This is a genomic window from Muricaecibacterium torontonense (assembly GCF_004793925.1).
GTDB lineage: Bacteria > Actinomycetota > Coriobacteriia > Coriobacteriales > Atopobiaceae > Leptogranulimonas > Leptogranulimonas caecicola.
Map to the genome: position 1 here is coordinate 20,151 of NZ_SRYE01000003.1, position 18,438 is coordinate 38,588.

The 18,438-nt window shown below is 59.6% G+C and carries 13 protein-coding genes; all 13 read left to right on the forward strand.

Features of this window, described 5'->3' with window-relative positions; translation table 11 throughout:
* Positions 1-8: 8 nt before the first annotated feature.
* Positions 9-2,480, forward strand: coding sequence for an HAD-IC family P-type ATPase (locus E5334_RS05105; protein ID WP_167604306.1), 2,472 nt, complete (start codon positions 9-11; stop codon positions 2,478-2,480).
* Complete coding sequence (gene acnA / locus E5334_RS05110) at positions 2,467-5,148, forward strand: aconitate hydratase AcnA (protein WP_136012541.1); 2,682 nt, start codon at positions 2,467-2,469, stop codon at positions 5,146-5,148. Before E5334_RS05105 ends, acnA begins: the two co-directional genes overlap by 14 nt.
* Before the next feature lie 175 nt (positions 5,149-5,323).
* Entirely contained in the window at positions 5,324-6,328 is a 1,005-nt protein-coding gene (locus tag E5334_RS05115; protein ID WP_136012542.1) for a zinc ribbon domain-containing protein, read from the forward strand.
* 104 nt (positions 6,329-6,432) lie between these two features.
* Positions 6,433-6,981 (forward strand): peptidylprolyl isomerase, encoded by a 549-nt coding sequence (locus E5334_RS05120; RefSeq protein ID WP_136012543.1) that lies wholly within the window; start codon positions 6,433-6,435, stop codon positions 6,979-6,981.
* A 39-nt stretch (positions 6,982-7,020) separates the two neighbouring features.
* Complete coding sequence (locus E5334_RS05125) at positions 7,021-8,439, forward strand: tetratricopeptide repeat protein (protein WP_136012544.1); 1,419 nt, start codon at positions 7,021-7,023, stop codon at positions 8,437-8,439.
* 107 nt (positions 8,440-8,546) lie between these two features.
* Positions 8,547-9,590 carry a rod shape-determining protein gene (mreB, locus tag E5334_RS05130; protein WP_136012545.1) on the forward strand — a complete coding sequence of 348 codons (1,044 nt, stop codon included), beginning with the start codon at positions 8,547-8,549 and terminating at the stop codon, positions 9,588-9,590.
* An 8-nt stretch (positions 9,591-9,598) separates the two neighbouring features.
* The gene (mreC, locus tag E5334_RS05135) at positions 9,599-10,669 is read left to right on the forward strand and encodes a rod shape-determining protein MreC (RefSeq protein ID WP_136012546.1); all 1,071 of its coding nucleotides are present in this window, start codon (positions 9,599-9,601) and stop codon (positions 10,667-10,669) included.
* An 8-nt stretch (positions 10,670-10,677) separates the two neighbouring features.
* A complete protein-coding gene (gene mreD, locus E5334_RS05140; protein ID WP_136012547.1) occupies positions 10,678-11,241 on the forward strand; it encodes a rod shape-determining protein MreD in 564 nt (187 codons plus the stop codon).
* Between the two features lie 35 nt (positions 11,242-11,276).
* The gene (mrdA, locus tag E5334_RS05145) at positions 11,277-13,304 is read left to right on the forward strand and encodes a penicillin-binding protein 2 (RefSeq protein ID WP_136012548.1); all 2,028 of its coding nucleotides are present in this window, start codon (positions 11,277-11,279) and stop codon (positions 13,302-13,304) included.
* Between the two features lie 13 nt (positions 13,305-13,317).
* Positions 13,318-14,574, forward strand: coding sequence for an FtsW/RodA/SpoVE family cell cycle protein (locus tag E5334_RS05150; RefSeq protein WP_275438936.1), 1,257 nt, complete (start codon positions 13,318-13,320; stop codon positions 14,572-14,574).
* 82 nt (positions 14,575-14,656) lie between these two features.
* Positions 14,657-15,709 (forward strand): hypothetical protein, encoded by a 1,053-nt coding sequence (locus tag E5334_RS05155; RefSeq protein WP_136012549.1) that lies wholly within the window; start codon positions 14,657-14,659, stop codon positions 15,707-15,709.
* On the forward strand, positions 15,709-17,583 hold the full coding sequence (locus E5334_RS05160) for a TIGR03960 family B12-binding radical SAM protein (protein WP_136012550.1): 1,875 nt from the start codon (positions 15,709-15,711) through the stop codon (positions 17,581-17,583). The genes E5334_RS05155 and E5334_RS05160 overlap by 1 nt, the downstream gene beginning before the upstream one ends.
* The gene (locus E5334_RS05165) at positions 17,583-18,284 is read left to right on the forward strand and encodes a TIGR03936 family radical SAM-associated protein (RefSeq protein ID WP_167604307.1); all 702 of its coding nucleotides are present in this window, start codon (positions 17,583-17,585) and stop codon (positions 18,282-18,284) included. The genes E5334_RS05160 and E5334_RS05165 overlap by 1 nt, the downstream gene beginning before the upstream one ends.
* Positions 18,285-18,438 lie beyond the last annotated feature (154 nt).

Consider the following 18,438-nt stretch of genomic DNA (forward strand, 5'->3'; position numbering starts at 1 on the left):
GTGTTTTGATGGACCGTCTCTTAGCAGGGCTCACCACAGCTCAGGTGGAGGCCCAGATAGCGCAAGGCAACGTCAACGTTGATCCATCCCCCAAGACCCGCACGGTGGGCCAGATTGTGCGCGACAACCTGTGCACCCTCTTCAATGCCGTCAACCTGTTCTTGGCGGTGCTTGTCTTCACTACCGGCTCCTACCGCAACATGCTCTTCATGCTCATCGTGGTGGCCAACGCCGCCATTGGCATCTATCAAGAAGTGCGCTCTAAGCGAGCCCTCGACAAACTGGCGCTCATCGCTGCTCGCCCTGTCACGGTGATCCGAGACGGCAAAGAGGTGCAGATCCCTGTGGATGCCATTGTCTTAGGCGATTTGGTGTGCCTCTCTCATGGAGCCCAGGTGCCCGCGGACCTCGAAGTGCAAAAGGGAGCCTGCTTCATGAACGAGTCGCTGCTCACCGGCGAGTCCGACGCGGTGGCCAAAGGCCCCGGCGACCTTTTGCTCTCAGGCTCCTTTGTGGTGTCTGGCGCGGTGGAAGCCACTGCGGTTGCCGTGGGGGAGAAGTCCTATGCCGGCCGCCTAGGGGCTGAGGCCAAGCAGTCCAAGCCTGTCCGCTCCGAGATCATGGCCACCCTTCGCTTCATTGTGAAGCTGGGCACCTACGTGTTGGTGCCGGTGGGCCTCATCCTCTTCACTCGCTCCTTCTTCTCCGGCGAGTCCTACAGCGTCTCCATCTTGTCCACCGTGGCGGCGGTGGTGGGCATGATTCCCCAGGGCCTCATCCTGCTCACCTCTACTGTGCTGGCCATAGCCACCTTCCGCTTGGCCCAGCGCCAGGTGCTTGTCCAGCAGCTCTACTGCATCGAGACCCTGGCCCGAGTGGACGTCTTGTGCCTCGACAAAACCGGCACCATCACCTCGGGCGCCATGAAGGTCACCCGCCTCATCCCTCTGGCTCCCCACGTTTCTGCTGCCGAGAAACCCGTGCCTCCCTCACCTCTTGCACTCTCTGGTGCAGCGCCTTTATCGGCTGAGGATGCCCTCGCTATCTCTGAGCCGGGACTCTCTCGCGTCCTGCAGGCTTTGGCAGACGTCATGGGGGCCAATGCCCAGGATGCCAATGAGACAGCCAAGGCGGCTTTGGACTATCTGTCAAGGCGCCAGGTCTCTCCTGGCAAGATCGTGCGGGAGATCCCTTTCTCAAGCCAGCGCAAGTATTCGGGCTGCGTGACCGAGCACGGCGCCTTTGCCGTAGGTGCTCGCCAGTTTTTGAAGCCTGTCAACGAGGACCAGGTAGACGCTGCTTTGGCGACGCTTCCCAAAGACGCTCGCAAGCTGGTGATCTGCCAGGTGGACGGCTTCTCTGACAAAGACGAGGTCCAAGGCGCGGTGGTGGCCTTGGGAGTCATGGCGCTGGCAGACGAGATACGCGCCACTGCGCCGGAAACCCTTAAGTACTTTATAGAACAGGGGGTCAAGCTGCTGGTGATCTCTGGCGACGATCCTGCCACCGTGGCCTCCATCGCAGGTCAAGCTGGAGTCCCAGATGCCTCTGACTACGTGGATGCCACCACCCTTGCAACACCGGAATCCATTGCGAAGGCGGCAGAGGCCTATAGGGTCTTCGGCCGCGTGACCCCTGAGCAGAAGCGCGACTTGGTGAAAGCTTTGAAGTCTCAGGGCCATACGGTGGCCATGACCGGCGACGGCGTCAACGACGTGCTGGCCCTGCGCGAGGCCGACTGCTCGGTGGCCATGGCTTCAGGCTCTGACGCCGCACGCACAGTGGCAGAGATCGTGCTGGTAGACAATGACTTCTCCTCGATGCCCCATGTGCTGGCAGAAGGGCGTCGCTCCATCAACAACCTCCAGCGCTCCGCCTCGCTCTTCCTGGTGAAGACGGTGTTCTCTATGGCGGTGGCGGTTCTCTGCATCTTCTTCCCGCCCTATCCTTTGTTGCCCATCCAGCTCACCTTGGTCTCGGGCACCATGACAGGCATCCCCTCCTTCGTGCTGGCCCTTGAGCCCAACCGCGACCGGGTCAAAGGACACTTCTTAGCCAATGTGTTGGCTCGCTCAGTGCCGGCCTCTGCGGGCATCACCTTAGGGTTGGCTGCCTTGGTGCTGTTGCGCGATCTTCTCGGCTTTACAGACGGCCAGGTGTCCACCATCGCTACCTGCCTGGTGGCAGTGATGGGAGCATTGCTGGTGTGGCGCATCTCCCAGCCGCTCACACCTCTGCGCTTCGTCCTCATCGTCGTGATCTGCGGGCTTTGCGCCGCAGGCATCCTCCTCTTTGGCTGGATCTTCGAGATCGCGCAGTTCACAGTGGTTATGTTGCTATTCCTTGCCATTGCGCTGGCTCTCGCTGCCTTTGTGTTCTGGGTCCTCTATAACCGAGGAGTAGATACCACCGAGGATGGCTCTGGCCCCTATGTCGAGCTGGCTAAAAAGATTCAGGAGGCAGATCATGGCGTTTCATGAGACCAGCGAGTTTGAGAGTGCGGTGCGCGCCGCCCGTGTACCCAAGACACTCACGTCAGGCGAGCTGAGCCGCTCCTTCATCGATGTGGGACGCATTCCTGGGGCGCTACGTCTGCCTCATGCCCTGGTGCGCCTGCTGGAAAACGTGGTGCGCAGAGCTGCCACCGACGAGATTGCCCTTGCGCAGGCCCGCGCCATCCTCACAGCCGGCCTGGCAGGCGAGGCGGGCGACCAGGTGGACTTCATGCCTTCTCGGGTGCTCTTCCAAGACTTCACCGGCGTGCCTGTGTTTGTGGACTTCGCCGCTATGCGCGATGCCATGGCGGCTGCGGGCGGCGACCCTGAGCGTGTGAATCCCCAGATCCCCTGCGTGCTGGTGGTGGATCACTCGGTTTGTGCAGACGTTGCCGGCACCCCTGGAGCCGCCCAGGAGAACCTGGCCATCGAGGCCGCCCGCAACGCCGAGCGCTTCGCCTTTCTCAAGTGGGCAGGCGCCTCCTTTGACAACGTGGAGATCGTGCCGCCTGGTCAGGGCATCTGCCATCAGCTCAACGTGGAACGCTTTAGCTCGGTGGTGGGCACCGACACCCTCTGGGATGGCCCGGGTACCATGGCCTGCTTTGACACTCTGGTAGGCACCGACTCCCACACCACCACCGCCAACGGCCTGGGCGTGATGGGCTGGGGTGTGGGCGGCATCGAGGCCGAGGCTGCAGCCCTCGGCCAGCCCATCCCCATGCGCGTGCCCGCCATCGTGGAGCTCCGCCTCACCGGCAAGCTGGCTTCAGGCGTCACCGCCATGGATCTGGCGCTTACCGTGGCCCAGCTGTTGCGCGAGGCCAAGGTCGTGGGTGCCATTGTCGAGGTCACGGGTCCCGGTGTCGAATCTCTCTCGGTCACCCAGCGCGCCTGCGTGGCCAACATGTGCCCCGAATATGGCTCCACCGCCGTGCTGTTCCCCACCGACGAGCGCCTCTTCGACTACCTGCTCCTCACCGGCCGCGACCCAGCCCAGGTGGCCTTCGCCCACGACTACGTGGAGGCCCAGGGGCTGTTGGGCGCACCACAAGGCCGCGTCTACTCGCGCACCGTCACTCTCGACCTCGCCGATGTAGTCACCTGCCTGGCAGGCCCTTCTCGGCCCCACAACAAGGTGACGCCGGCAGTTCTCAAGGCTCGCTTCGAATCCGCTGCCGAGAAAAACGGCCATGGCGATCTGACGGAGAAGTTCACGGTAGAGACTCCCCAGGGCACCTTTGAGCTGGGCCATGGGGCGCTTGCCATCGCTGCCATCACCAGCTGCACCACCGCTACCGACGCCGCCATGGTCATCGGCGCCGGCCTGGTGGCCAAGAAGGCCTCTGAGCTTGGGTTGGCTCCCAAGCCCTGGGTCAAGAAGGTGCTGGCTCCTGGCTCCCATGCCACCTCGCTCTTGCTTGAGCGGGCCGGCCTGCGAGAGCCCCTGGAATCTTTGGGCTTTTATACCTGCGGCTTTGGCTGCATGAGTTGCATTGGCAACTCGGGAGACATTCTGCCTTGCCTGCGCCAGTGGGCTTCCGAGGCCGAGCTTACCAGCGTGCTTTCGGGCAATCGCAACTTTGATGGGCGCATCTCTCCCGATGTGGCGCAAAACTATCTGGCGTCCCCTGCGCTGGTGGTGGCCTATTCGTTGGCGGGCACCATGGATGTGGACCTTGCCACGGAGCCTGTGGGCTTCTCGGCAGCAGGGGAGCCGGTGCTGCTTGACGACTTGTTGCCCTCCACCGAGGAAGTAGACCAAATCCTGTCGCAAGTGGTGGACCAGTCGCTCTATGAGGAGGGCACTGCGCACCTGATGGAGGGCTCGGCCGCCTGGAAGCTCATCGAGGCATCGCCGTCTGCCACCTACGACTGGGATCCAAGCTCCACCTATATCCGCCGTCCTCCCTATTTTGAGATCGCCACCGCACAAGATGCCATAAAGCTCGATAAGGCTCGCTGCCTGGTGTCTCTGGGCGATTTTGTCACCACCGACCACATCTCTCCTGCGGGCGCCATCGCGCTTGCCTCGCCTGCGGCTGCCTATCTTGAGGCCCATGGGGTGGAGCCGGCCCAGTTCAACACCTATGGCGCACGCCGAGGCAACCACGAAGTCATGGAGCGGGGCACCTTTGGTAACGTCAAGCTTGAGAATCGCTTGGCCGAGGGCGAGAAGGGCTGCGTGACCCGCGACTTTACCGACGACACCCTCAAAAGCATCTGGGATGCCAGCCGCTCCTATGAGGAGGCCGGGGTCCCTTTGGTGGTGTTGGCCGGCGCCATGTATGGCAGCGGCTCCAGCCGTGACTGGGCCGCCAAGGGCCCGCTGCTCCAAGGGGTGCGTGCCGTCATAGCGGAGTCCTTCGAGCGCATCCACCGCTCAAACCTGGTGGGCATGGGCATTTTGCCGCTGGAGTTTGTGGACACCACGGCGCAGGAGCTGGGGCTGGACGGATCGGAGCTTTTCTCGGTAGCGCCCGTAGACTTTTCTTGCGGTCTGCCCAGCCCCGCCATAGTCGAGGTCAGCGCACTTAACAAGGCGGGAGAGACCACCGCTTTTGCCTGCCGGGTTCGTGTAGATACTCCTACCGAAGGCGCCTACATGGCCCAAGGCGGTATTCTTCCTTTTGTGCTGAAGTCTTTGAGCTAGGCCGTAGACATTGCAGCGTTGATCTCCTCTGCCCCGGCATTCTTTGAGAGCAAGGGGCAGGGGAGGCTTTTAAATGTGTGGGGCCTCGGTCATGCGCCTTGAAATCTTGGACGAAGCTCTCTATCCTTGCGAGATCTATGGCCATTGATAGGTAGGTAAGGGAGGTGCCTAAACAGTGAAACAATGTCCTCATTGCCATGCGTTGGTGTCAGATGCAGCCTGCGTCTGCCCCGCCTGTCATGCCGAGCTAGACCTCACCGCGGCGCTTCCCAGGCTTACGGGTTCCTACTGCCCCAGCTGCGGCGCGCTCGTACCCGAAGGTGCAGACACTTGCCCCAAATGCGGCATGTGGGTGGGAAAGCGGGAGCCCATGCGTGTGCCTACCAATATCCCCCTTACCGATCCTCTGCCAGGCGATCGTCAGGTAAATGCGGCTCCTGCTCCCGATGAGACCAACCAGCTACCTCGCATCGAGTCGGCTGTTCCCTCAGAGCACGACCTGCGCGACCCTTATCTGCGGGAGCGTCCCATTCGCATGCGTACCGTGATCGTGGCTGCCATCGCCTGCTTGGCCATCGTAGGCGGGGCCATCCTTCTTATCACCCACCCCTGGAACCCGGGAGCAGATCTGGGTGCAGCCACCCAGCCGGCAGACACTTCCAAGGCGGGGTTTCCTGGGGCCATCGACTCGCTCACCGGCCAAGACACCAAGGGGCCGACAGGGGAGGTCAAAAGCGGCGACGAGACCTCACATGACATTCTGCAAGAGGCCTATGAGAATCTAGGCGCCTATGCAAAGCAGCTCGACGATTCGGTGACAGCCCTGGAATCCAGGGGTTTCTCGGGTACTTCTGAGGAGCGTTCTGAAGGCTTTTCCAATGCTTCTACTTTGGGCGTCGAGATTTCCAACACCATCAATAAGATTCAAGAGGTGGACACTACCTCTGGCTCCTATCAAGATTCCAAAGACGAGCTTTTGAAGATGGCTAACTGGCTGCGCAACCGTTCGGATGCGGTGACGACTGCCTGGAAGCAGGCGGCTCAGAGCGAGAATCCGCAGTCGGTGCGCGAACAGGCCTTGAGCTCCATTCGTGGCGAGGCTGCTTCCTGGAGCACGATGTTTGAGAGCGCTTACGCCAATTTCTCGCTGCCAGAACCTGCGGCTCAGGCCAACTCCTAGAGTATTTAGGCTTTGTGGTGGACTCCCTTGGGTAATGCCGTTCCTGTGAACCCCATCCTCGCTTGGTAAAATCTCACAGAGACTGCCTTGAGGAGTTGATTTTTATGTCGCTATACCAGCCTGCCTATACGCCCGTGGGCGATGAAGTAGCTACCTTTACCACCAACAAGGGCACCATCGTAGTAGAACTCGACGGCCAGGGTGCCCCTGTGCATGTGGGCAACTTCGCAGAGCTTGCCAACAGCGGTTTTTACGATGATGTGAAGTTTCATCGCTATGTTCCTGGTTTTGTGATTCAGGGTGGTGACCCCAACACTCGCGAGATGGATCCTTCAGATGTGGCCGCTGGCCGTCCTGGCCCCGACGGCATGCCTGGCACTGGCGGTCCCGGCTATTGCATCGTGCACGAATATGATCGCAATCCCCGCAACAGCCATGAGGACGGCGCGCTGGCCATGGCGCGCTCGGCCATGCCAGACTCTGCGGGCTCCCAGTTCTATTTTTGTCTGGGTCCCCAGCATGGTTTGGACAGCGGGTATACAGTCTTTGGTCAAACCGTTGAAGGCAAGGACACCATCGGCGCCCTGCGTGCAGGCGACGTTATCGAGTCAGTGCGGGTAACCCATGGCGCTTCGGGTGAGCCTGTACTCTAACCACTAAATGTAGCGAGAACTATTCCAGAGGAGATTAGAGTGGATCAGCAAGCCTATCAAGCAGGACGTACCGCCTATATGAATGGCGATTATGCCATGGCGGTCACCATGCTTTCGGCAGCTAAAAACCCCGGCGAGATCTATGGCGCCGCAGACCATATGCGTGGCAATGCCTTGATGAAGCTGGGTCGCTACGAGGAGGCTGCTGAGGCTTATGCCGCGGCCTTGGAGGACCATTCCTACGGCAAAGCCGGTGCCCTCAACACCAACCGCGGCCGCGCCCTTGCCGCTGCAGGCCAGGATGGCGCTGCCATCGCAGCCCTCACCGCTGCCATGGCAGACTCTTCCTACACCAACCAGTACAAGACCAAGATCGCCCTGGGCAAGATCTACGAGCGCCAGGGGCAGATGCGCGAAGCCGGCGCAGCCTATCGTGCCGCCGCCATCGATGAGAACAATCCCGATCCTGCAGTGGCGCTGCTCTCGTTGGGCCGCTGCTTTATGGAGCTGGGCCGGCCGGTAGATGCCGTGGAGGCCTACCGCACCGCTCTCGATTTTTCTGCCCCGCAAACCTCCCAGGCTCAGATCTATGCGCTTCTGGGCGAGGCTTTTGTTGCTGCAAGCCGCATGCAGGAGGCCTTGGACGCTTTCAACCATGCTACTCAAGACGGTTCCTATAACCTCACCCCTGCCCAGCGCGCTTCTTATACGGCGGCCCAAAACGCAGTAGCTGCCCTTACAGGGCAGCATGGCGGCGAGACTGACGCTATGCTGGCCGCAGCCGGCTATGGCGGCAGCGGCGCCATCGACCCCTTGGATCCTCTGGGCAAGTCTGGCGAGTTCATCCCTTCGCCTGAAGACACCGGTTTCTTCGAGGTCTCCGAGCAAGATCTGGTGGCTGCCGAGAAGAAGCAGGCCGAGCAGTCCCGCAAAAAGAAGCACACGGGTCTCAAGGTGGCCATCATCATCTTGGTCGTGTTGGCAGTTGTGGGTGGCGGCCTGGGCTTTGCCTATTGGAGGGGCTATGGCTGGCCTATGGCAGAAGACACGGTGAACGAGCTGTTCTATGCCAAGACCGACGGCACAGATACCGCCGCCTACTTGGCCCCTTCGCTCTCTGACGATCAAAAGAAGTCCATCGAGGCTATCCTGCCCAGCAATGCCCAGCTCAAGATCGATGGCATTGACCGCTCCACCAACTCCACCACGGTGGCCTGCACTGCCACACTGCCCGAAGGCGGCTCTCAGGCCTACACCATCACGCTGGTGCGCGACGGCTTGGGCTGGAAGGTCTCTGACGTGCAGCTATCCTTTGATTCTCAGTCCTCTGCAACCTCCGGTACCACCACTACTACAGGCACAGTGGCCACTGGCTCTGATGCATCCAGCGACGCTGGCTCTACGGGCGCCAGCGATACCTCTACCGCTGGTTCTAACGCTGCAACACCCACAAACTAGCAGGTAGCTCATCTGGCGCTTATCTAGCACGCAGCAAGCTACCTCACCCACGTTGTATCTTCTTATTAGGATTTCTTCCTAATGCATGTTCCCAAGGGATTGGTGCTATGTCGATTCTCGACAACATCTTCGGCGAATACGGTGGCGACCTCGCCATAGACTTGGGTACTGCCAACACCTTGGTGGCAGTACGCGGCGAAGGCATCGTGCTCAACGAACCTTCCGTGGTCGCCATCGATCGCAACGAGGAGCGCGTGCTTGCGGTTGGCGTTGACGCCAAGCGCATGGTGGGGCGTACTCCCGGCTCCATTACTGCTATCCGCCCGCTCAAGGACGGCGTCATTGCAGACTTTGATGTTACAGAGGTAATGCTTCGCTATTTCATCGAGAAGGCCCGTGAGCGCCGTTATCCCTGGTCGCCTAGGCCCCGAGTGGTGGTTTGCGTGCCATCGGGCGTCACCTCTGTAGAGAAGCGCGCCGTGTTCGAGGCCACCATTCAGGCGGGGGCTCGCCAAGCGTACCTCATCGAAGAGCCTATGGCAGCTGCCATCGGCGCAGACCTGCCTATCGAAGACCCCACCGGATCCATGGTGGTAGACATTGGCGGCGGTACCACTGAGGTGGCAGTGATCGCCATGGGCGGCATCGTGGTGTCCCAATCCATCCGCACTGCCGGTGACGAGTTTGACCAAACCATCCTCGAGCACGTGCGCAATGCCTATAACCTCTCCATTGGCGAGCGCACGGCAGAAGATATCAAGATCAAGGTGGGATCTGCTGCACCTCTCAAAGAAGAACTTGACGTCGAGGTGAACGGTCGCGATGTAATGAACGGCTTGCCCAAGACCGTGCGCATCGAGTCTGAGGAAATTCGTCGTGCGCTCAACCGCCCTCTCGATGAGGTCACCAAGGCAGTGAAGGATGCCTTGGATGTCACTCCGCCAGATCTTGCCAGTGACTTGATGTATTACGGCATTATGCTCACCGGCGGTGGCGGCATGCTGCGCGGCCTCGACCAGCGTCTGCGAGAAGAGACCGGCGTGCCGGTAAATGTGAGCCCTACCGCTCTGGAAAACGTGGTTAACGGTTGCGCTAAGGTTCTCGAGGCCAACGCCCTGTCCGGCGGCTTCGTGCAAAGCTCGGCTCAGTAGGCGGCAGCATGGCTTCTAGAATGCCCCAGGCTCCTGGCGTCAAGCGGGAGCCTTCATCGCCTGTGCGCCTAGTGGTTGTTCTTCTCGGTATCTCACTGGTGCTTTTCACGCTTTCGGTGCGAGAAGGCGGCACTGGGCCTATCTCTACAGTTGAAGGAGCGGTGCAAGTGGTATGCGCGCCCTTGCGCTATGTGGGAGCAGTGGTTTGCTCTCCTTTCACTGGTCTCTCTAACCTGGGCGCCAACCTTACGGCGGACTCCGAGACGCTCTCTGAGCTCAAAGCTCAAAACGAGAAGTTGTTGGCAGAGAACGCCCAGCTCAAAGAGTCGGCACAGGCAGCCAACAGGCTCGAGGGCTTGTTGGAGCTCCAGGACAACTACAACCTCAAATCCACCGGGGCCAGGGTTATCTCGGGCTCGCTTGACTCCCTTAGCTCCACCATCACTATCGACAAGGGGTCTTTGCAAGGTATCGCGGTGGGCATGCCTGTGACAGACTCCATGGGCATCATAGGGCAAGTGTCGGCAGTGAGCCCCACCTCTTCGCAGGTGCGCCTGATCACCGACGATCGCTCCTCGGTTTCGGCCATGGTGCAAGAGAGCCGTGCTCAAGGGCAGGCGCAAGGCCAGGGGACCGATATGCTCCAGCTCAATCTGGTACGCGCTGACCAATCGGTGTCGGTTGGCGACCTGGTGGTCACCAGCGGCCTTGACGGGGTCTTTCCCAAAGGCTTGCTTATAGGCACCATCACCTCTGCCGACAAGCCTTCTGGTGCCCTGTACTACAACATTTTAGTAAAACCGGCGGCCTCGGTGTCCAATCTTGAGGAAGTGTTGGTCATCACTTCATTGACTGACGACCAGACAGCCTCTGCCAGCGATGTGGCCGCTGCTGACGCCCAAGAGGCCGGCAAAGCCCCCGCGCAAAGCAACGCGCCCGCCTCAACTGGAGGCGCTGCCTCTTCTACAGGGGCTTCTCGAGAGGGCGCTCAGAGTGCAGCCCAAGCTCAAAGCGGAGCTGCCGGCGAAGGCAATGGCGACGCTCAGTCGAGCTCCGATGGATCGCAGAGCCAAGGTTAGGAGGGATCATGGTCGTCAATGACACCAATGCGCGTCGCAAGGTAGCGCTTGTCTCTTTTGCCATCTGCGCGGCATGCCAAGTGATCTTGGCTCCCAACCTGCCTCTTGCCAATGGGCGCCCCAACTTCATGCTCATCTTTGCTGGTTCCATGGCTCTCTGCTACGGAGGCACGTTTGGTATTCTAGCCTCCTTTGGAGCCGGACTCTTCTTTGACATTGTGAGCTCGGGTCCTGTAGGCCTGATGGCTTTCTTGTTCACGCTGATGGCAGCCGTCATTGGCCGAGAAGACCGCAACGTCATAGCTGACGCCACTCCTCAGGCCCTACGCATCTTCTGCTTGGCGGCACCTGCGGTGGAACTGGCCTCTCAGCTGGTGCTCATGGCCATTGGGCAGGGGGGCACGCTTTTGGATACGCTTGGTCTTCGCTGGCTTCCGGCCTCGGTGCTCGACATAGTCTTCTTTCTGCCCTTTTTGCTGTTCTTGTCCCGCACCGGCTCGCGCTCACCTCAACTCGGGAAAAAGAAGACAGGTGCCCTTAAGCGCAGCAAGATTTCTACCCGGGGTCTTTAGGGACGTAGAGTCCGCACCCCTCAAGGGATTGGTTTATGGAGCTCGGTACTCTCACTATTGTCATTATCGCAATCATCGCCCTGGCAGCCATCGTGGCGGTACTGGTGGTGGTGTCTGCTAAAAACGGCCGCTTCAAGGTGGACATTGGTGGTCAGACCCCCCGTGCTGCCGGCGGTAGCGACACTTCCTCAGAAACCGGTTTCAAGGGTCGCATCGCTGGATTGGGTTTAGCGGCTGGAGGCGTGCTCGCCGTGTTGGCAGGGCGTATCTGGGCCATGCAGCTCATGAGCGGCGACGAGTACGTCAAACAGGCCGAGAATAACCGCACCCGCACAGTGACCACCTCTGCTCCTCGCGGCCGTATTCTGGATCGCAATGGCAATGAGCTGGTGACCAATCGCCCCTCACTCACTGTAGTCGCTCAGGCGGATGTGGCCGACGAAGAGCGGGAAATCGTATTATTGGGCGATCTTTTGGGCATGCCGGCCATGGCAGTGAAGCGCAAGATCCAAGACACTACTGAGGGTGCTCAAAGCGCACGCACGGTGGCGGTGGACGTGCCTCGCCGGGTGGTGGCTTACCTGGAAGCTCACCCTGACCTGTTTCCTGGTGTTACTGTGCAACAGCGCACGCAGCGCTATTACCCTTACGGCACGGTGGCGGCCCATGTGTTGGGCTACACCGGCACTGTGAGCCCAGACCAGCTGGAGGCCACCAATGAGGACGAGGGGACCATCCAGTATGAGTCGGGCGATATCACCGGCCAAGCAGGTGTTGAGTACCAATATGAGTCTGTGTTGCAAGGCATCCGCGGTGAGCAGCAGGTCTTTGTAGATGCCAATGGCGATGTTACCGGTTATGCCACCTCGGTGCCTGCCACTGCAGGCTCAGATGTTGAGCTGACTATCGACATAAATATTCAAAAGGCAGCCGAGGAAGGGCTGCTTCATGCCATCGACAAGGCCCATGCTCTGAACAATAAGGCTACGGCAGGTTCGGTGGTGGTGCTCGATGCTACCAATGGCGACGTGTTGGCTATGGCCAGTTATCCAGAGTTTGATCCTTCCATCTTTGTGGGTGGCATCTCCAATGACGACTGGCAGGCCCTCTCTGACGAGGCGTCGGGCTATCCTCTCATGGATCGCGCGGTTACCGGTACCTATGCCTCTGCTTCGACCATCAAGCCTCTTTCCGCACTCGCAGCGCTCAATGCAGGGCTGGCCACGGAGGGTTCCACCTATAACTGCACCGGCTTTTGGACTGGCTTTGGCGAAGCTTACGGCCAGTATTGCTGGGATCACAACGGCCATGGGATCATGGACGTGCGAAACGGCATCGTTTTCTCCTGCGACACGGTGTTCTACGAAATAGGCAAGGCATTCTTCGAGTCAGATGACAAAGAGGGCCTCCAAAAGACCTACAGCCGCTGGGGCTTGGGAGAAGGCACGGGCATCGACCTGCCTGGCGAGGCGGTAGGCCGTGTGCCTACGGCTCAGTGGAAGCAAGACTATTTCAAAGACTACTCTGCCGATGACCGGGCATGGCGAGGTGGAGATACCACCAACCTGGCTATCGGCCAAGGCGACATCTTGGTCACCCCGCTTCAGATGGCCTGTGTGTACATGGGCATTGCGAATGGGGGTACCATGTGGACTCCCCACGTGCTCAAATCGGTAGGCTCTAAAGAGGGCAGTGGCACGTTGGTGGACTATCAGCCCTCCAAGCTCCGCGAAGTAGAAGAAGACGCAGAATACTTGGCCTATGTTCAAAGTGCTCTGGAAGGCGTGATCTACGAAGAAGATCCAGCAGTCACCGCCCACTTCACCAATCTGCCGGTAAAGGTTGCAGGCAAGACCGGCACGGGCGAGAAAGCGGGCAAAGACCCTACCGCATGGTTCTGTGCCTATGCCCCAGCTGACGATCCCAAATACGTCGTCTGTGCCGTCATTGAAGAGGGCGGATTTGGCTCTACGAGTGCCATGTATGCTGTGCGCGATACTCTGGGCGCCATCTATAACAGTCCCGACGATGCCACGGTCACTTCGTCGGCCAGCGTGAGGTAGGGGAGGCGAGTTTATGGCTTCGGTACGGCAAAGAAAGACACCACGTCACGGGACTGGCGTTCAAGACCCTGGATTCTCAGAGATGGTCTCCAGCCTCTTTGGAGGCGAGGCGGGAAAGCGTCCGGGAGGCGCCAAGGCTCGCATGCCTCGAGCTAAGGGAATTCTTTCAGAAATTTATCGCCCAGTGCTCTTTAGCTCTCTGGCGCTAGTGGCCTATGGCCTGTTGGTGGTATGGTCTGCCTCCCTTACCATTGCAGAGGCGTCTTTGCCCCGTCAACTGGTGGGTTTCGCTCTGGGTCTTGTGGCAGCTGCTGTCATCTGGCACTACGATTATCGCAATCTGGCAAATTACACCACTGCGCTACTCATCGCGGACATCATTTTATTTATATTGCCCATGATCCCTGGCTTGAGCTACTCGGCCAAAGGCATGGCCGGGTGGATCCAAATACCCGGTATTGGCCTGCGCTTTCAGCCCTCAGAGCTCATGAAACTTGTCACCATCTTTCTCATAGCTTCTGTGGCGGCCCAGTACAACGGCAAGATCAAAGCGTTCTCTGATTATTGCAAGCTCTGCGGCACCCTGCTTATTCCCTTTCTCTTGCTGCTCACTCAAGATTTGGGCACTTCCCTTATCGTGTTGGTGGCAGGGGCCTCCATCATCATCTGCGCAGGGGCCAAAAAGGAATGGGTTATTCCTACTGTCATCCTTATTGTGGTGGTGGCGGCACTGGTGATCTTTTGCTCGCTTACCCCGGGGCTCCCAAACATCCTCAAGGAGTATCAGCTCAAGCGCCTCATCGTCTTTGTGGATCCTTCAGTGGATCCTTCAGGCGACGGTTACAACCTTCAGCAAGCAAAGATCGCCGTAGGATCCGGTGGTTTTCTGGGAAAAGGCATAGGCCACGCTTCTCAGGCCGGACAGGGATTCTTGCCTGAGGCCCATACAGATTTTGTCTTTGCCCTTCTGGCAGAGGAGTTTGGTTTTGTGGGCGCCATGGTACTGTTGGCGCTCTTTGGCTGGCTCATGTTCTCGGTAGTGCGCCTGGCCCAAACCATCGAGCTGCCCTTTGGCAAGCTCGTGTTGGTGGGCGTGGTGGCCATGTGGGCTTTCCAGCTGCTGGAAAACGTGGGTATGTGCCTAGGAATCATGCCTATCACCGGCATCCCTTTGCCCTTTATCAGCTACGGTGCCTCTTCTATGGTGGTGCAGCTCTCAGCAGTAGGGATGGTGCAGTCAGTCTATCGCCACCGCACCAAGGCAGCCTAGGTGGGTATCGGCAACCGGCTGCGCTATGATTCATAGATTCAGGCCCGTTTTCTAGGACGATTGACGTCTAAAGGAGTTGTCTATGGCCTCTCGTGGCATGTCGTTTGACAGGATTAAAGAGGTGTTTGATGCCGGCAAGCAGGCTGAGGCAGCCCGCAAGGAAGCCGTGCGCATCGCCGTGGAACTCTCGCCCGGCGCTCCTGATTCGTTGGTCTTTGCCCTGAAAGACGCGCTAGTTCCCCAGACGGCTCAGGCCATGATCCATGTAGGCGCGCTGGCTTCGAACGAGCCCATCCTGGTAAACCCCGAAGCGGATCTCTGCATCATCCTCTGCGGCTCTGAAACCTCCCTCACCCGGACCTGCGCTAGGGGCTGGGCCAAGGCGGGCGTTCCTGTGTGCCTTCTGGCGGAGAGCTCGCTGGACGTTCCAGAGACCGGCATTTCTGCGGGCGTTGAGCCTGCCTGTGCTGTCGCCACAGATCCCAACCGCGCGCTGGCCCTGCTGTCTCAATGGATGGTAAGAGCTACCGAGAAGGGCCCCTCTCTGGCCATGGCATTTCCCTTTTGTAGAAAAGCCCAGGCAAACTCTGATATCCTCTCCTGTGCCGCTGCCAATGCAGGAGTAGGCGCGGTGGATTTTATCAAGGGTGCGGACTTTCCGGTAATGTGTGCCACTGAGTCTTCGATGGCGTTGCGTATCGCTGCGCTTTACGGCTATGCCCCTGGCCCTGCGCGCACCCCGGAGATCGCCTGCGTGGTGGCAGGGGGCCTGCTCATGCGTTCGGTGGCACGCGCTGCCACCCATAGCTTCCCCAAGATCTCCTGGGTTCTCAAAGGCTTTATTGGTTGGGGAGGCACCTACCTCACGGGCCAGCTGCTTTTGGCGCGCTATGAGGCAGGCGAAGCTTTTGACGAGAAGCTGGCCTGGGGTTTGGAGCGCCTTAAAGAGGTGGCCTATGAGATGGGCCAGCGTGCGCGCACTCTTACCGGCTCGCTGGTGGAGGTCGAGCCTGGCGCCCTTTATTCTGACGGGTCACAGGGGTCTTCTTTGGCCCGCATTGCAGATGTGATCGATGTGGTGGTGGCTCCCGAGCCAACCCAATGGTTTGAGATTGGACAGGAAGGCAACGCCTAATGCGTCTCCCCAAAACCAATAGCTTCGCCCAAATCGAGCCTTTGCTAGAGCATGTGAGCAAGCCTGCTCGCTACCTTGGCCACGAATGGGGCCTCGAAGAGATAGAGCCAGAGGCCTTCTCTCTGTGCATGGTGTTTCCCGACGTCTATGAGATCGGCTTGCCAAATCTTGGTGTAGCTATTCTCTATAGGGCGGTGAACTCGGTTCCCGGCCTTGCCTGCGAGCGCTGCTATCTGCCTTGGCCTGACATGGCAGACCTCATGCGCGGACACGACGTGCCCCTTATGTCCTTGGAGAACGCCTACCCGGTGGCCTCCTTCGACGTGGTGGGCTTCTCCATCGCCCATGAACTGGCAGGCACCAACGTGATGGAAGCCCTGGACCTAGCCCACATTCCTGTTTTGGCCTCTGATCGAGCGCAGGATGATCCCATCATCATTGCGGGTGGCCCCGGCATCTGGAATGCCGAGCCTCTGGTGCCTATGATCGACGCTTTTCTCCTAGGAGAGGGCGAAGAGTCTATCGTCGAGGTGACCCAGAAGGTAAAGGCTGGTCGCGAGGCTGGTCTTTCTCGGCAAGAAATCATTGCAAGCTTGAAAGACGTGCCAGGCACCTATGTACCTTCGCTCTATGACTATCGTTATGACGAGGCGGGTACCAGGTTTGGCTACGCGGTTCCCAAAGAGGGCTCTGGCGCCCCTGAGGTGGTCTATAAGCGTGTGGCCAATGATTTTGCGGCCAGTGACGCTACCTGCGGGGCCATTGTGCCGGCAATGGAGACGGTGCAAGACAAGCTCTCGGTTGAGGTGCTGCGAGGCTGTGCTCGTGGCTGTCGCTTTTGCCAGGCTGGCATCACCTATAGGCCGGTGAGGGAGCGCTCGGCAGACAGCGTCGTGGCGGCTTGCGTAGAGGGACTTCAAAAGACCGGGTATGAAGAGGTTTCACTCATGAGCCTCTCGACTACCGACCATTCCCAGTGCGCCCAGATTCTCCACCGCTTGAATCAGCGGCTTGCTGGCGAGGGCGTGCGTGTCTCTATTCCTTCTCAGCGTTTGGATTCCTTTGGCGTGGAGATGGCCTTGGAGGTGGCCGGCGCCAAGCGCGGCGGGCTCACCTTTGCTCCGGAGGCCGGAAGTCAGCGACTCCGCGACATAATCAATAAGAACGTCACCCAAGAAGACTTGGAGCGGGCTGCCACCAACGCCTTTGAGAATGGCTGGCAGCGCATGAAGCTCTACTTCATGATGGGCCTTCCCGGCGAGACCGACGAGGATATCGTGGCCATCGCTCAGCTGGCCCAAAGGGTGATAGACATTGGCCGCGAGATCCTTCCCAAGGGAAGGCGCGGTGGCTTGGGCGTCACCATCTCGGTAGGCGTCTTCGTGCCCAAAGCCCACACACCCTTCCAGTGGGTGGGTCAGCTCTCTCAGGCCGAGGTCAAAAGGCGCCAGCAGCTGTTGCTCTCCTCGGTTCATGACCGTGCCATCAAAGTCAATACCTTCGACTCGGATGCGGCGGTGTTGGAGTCGGCCCTCTCAAAGATGGGCCGCGAGGGCTTCGATCTTATCTACAACGCTTGGAAGAGGGGCTGCCGCTTCGACGCCTGGAGCGACCAGTTTGACTTTGAAGCCTGGTGCGCGGCGGCTTCTGCCTGCGGCTTTGACCTGGATGAGATCGCACAGACCGAGCTTTCTTTAGATGCGCGGCTGCCTTGGGACCACACCAGCCCTGGCGAGTCCAAGGGCTTCCTCAAGCGCGAATGGCGTCGGGCGCTGGAGGGAAAAACCACCCAGGACTGCACTCGCGACAGCTGCGCTGGGTGCGGCGTGTGTCCCACTTTGAAGGTAGACAACTTACTGGCACAGGAGCGCTGATGGAAGAGCCCACTCGTTTTGTCCTGCGCGTCAACTATAAAAAGACCGGTCGCCTGCGCCATCTGGGCCACCTAGATCTCTTGAGGGCACAGGAGCGCTCCATTCGCCGGGCGTCGCTGCCGTTCTGCCTTACTCAGGGCTATTCGCCTCGCATGAAGTGTGCTTATTCGGCGGCGCTGCCGGTAGGGGCGGCTTCGGAGCATGAGTATTTCGACCTTTCCCTCTCCAGCTACCTGGAGCCGGAGGAGGCCCTTGCCAGGCTTCAGCGCTCCACTCCCCAAGACCTGGCTCCCATCGCGGCTGCCTACGTGGACCCCCACTCCCCAGCGCTGGGCGCCTGGCTCGATCGCAGTCGGTGGCAGCTGGATCTGGCTACCCAGGCTTCTGCCCACGCCCTTGCAGAGGCCCTGACTGCACTGGCCGAGAAGGGCCAGCTTACCTACCTGCGAGGCCGCAAGGAGAAGAAAGTTGACCTGACGTCTACCCTGGTAGGCTGGACGGTAGAGCCTCGGCAGCCTGGTTGGCTGAGAGTGGTGGTAGACACCCGCTCTTCCAATGAAGGGGCGCTGCGTCCTGAGGTGCTGGTGAGGGCTGCCTTCGATGATGCGGCGTTGGCCGGCGAGACTCTCGAAGCCTGTCATGTAGAGCGTTTAGGCCAATGGCACGAAGAAAAAGACGGCAGCCTTGTGAAAGCTCTGTGAGAGCCAGATTCCGGGCTAGAATAGTCCGGATAGACAAGTAGGAGACTGCCTGTGGGAAAGTCCTGTGAAACCGGAGTATTCCTTGCCGGTTTCATTGACTGTGCCCCCGTTCGGTCCTATTATGGTCAACTGTTGCACTCACCTCGCAATGAAG